General features: G+C 56.6%; 1 protein-coding gene. It reads right to left on the reverse strand.

What is annotated here, in order from left to right:
- Positions 1-2: 2 nt before the first annotated feature.
- On the reverse strand, positions 3-847 hold an 845-nt coding region (locus tag ASU03_RS19025; RefSeq protein ID WP_082627367.1), incomplete at its 5' end, for a LysR substrate-binding domain-containing protein.

The raw sequence follows: 847 nt of genomic DNA on the forward strand, positions 1-847 counted from the left end.
AATTATGTCGATGATCTGCTGTTTTTTTCATTCGGCTCTGGCAACCGGTCACTGCCTCTCAGGTCGGTGTGTGAGGCGCGCTGCAGTTCCTGGGTGGTGTCGATAATGAAGCTACGTAGCCAGCGGTTGTGCGGATCGTCGTTGTGCTCCACATCCCAGACCATGAACACGCGAAAGGCCGGGACGAAAATCGGTACAGGGCTGACGGTCAAACACGCAATCCGCGCATAGGATAGTGCCGCAAACGTGGGCAAGGTAGCGATCACATCGCTGTGCACCAGGGTCGCCAGGGCGCCACTGAAGTGGGTGAACGATGCCGATACCCGACGGGCGACACCTTCGCTTTCCAGCAGATCGTCAACGAACCCCCGGCGCCCGTCGAAGGAAATCCGCACATGTTCGTGCATGAGGTATTCATCGCGGGTGAGCGGGTTTTTTAGGTTTAGCCTGGGTCCGTCGTAGAGGCATGAGTAGGACGAAGAAAACAGTACCTGTGAGCTGTAATGCGAAGTCAGTTCCTTGGGTTCGGAGCACAGGACCAGGTCGATATCCGGGTCGGCCAACGAGCTTTTCCACAGCGAACTGTTGCTCTGGTGAAAGGCAAATTTCACCGAAAGCCCGCGTGCTTTTGCTTCGTTGACCAGCCGTGGCGATACATAGCTTTCAATGTCATCCGACAGCGCAATGTTGAACACCCGCGTGGATGATTCGGCTGAAAACTGCGGGCGTTTGTCGACGATGGAGGCCACGGCGGTGAGGGCCTCAGTGACTTTCGGCGCAATCTCCAGCGCCCGTCGGGTTGGCATCATGCCGGTGCTGGTACGGATGAACAACTCGTCGTTAAACT

Source organism: Colwellia sp. TT2012, assembly GCF_001440345.1.
GTDB lineage: Bacteria > Pseudomonadota > Gammaproteobacteria > Enterobacterales > Alteromonadaceae > Colwellia.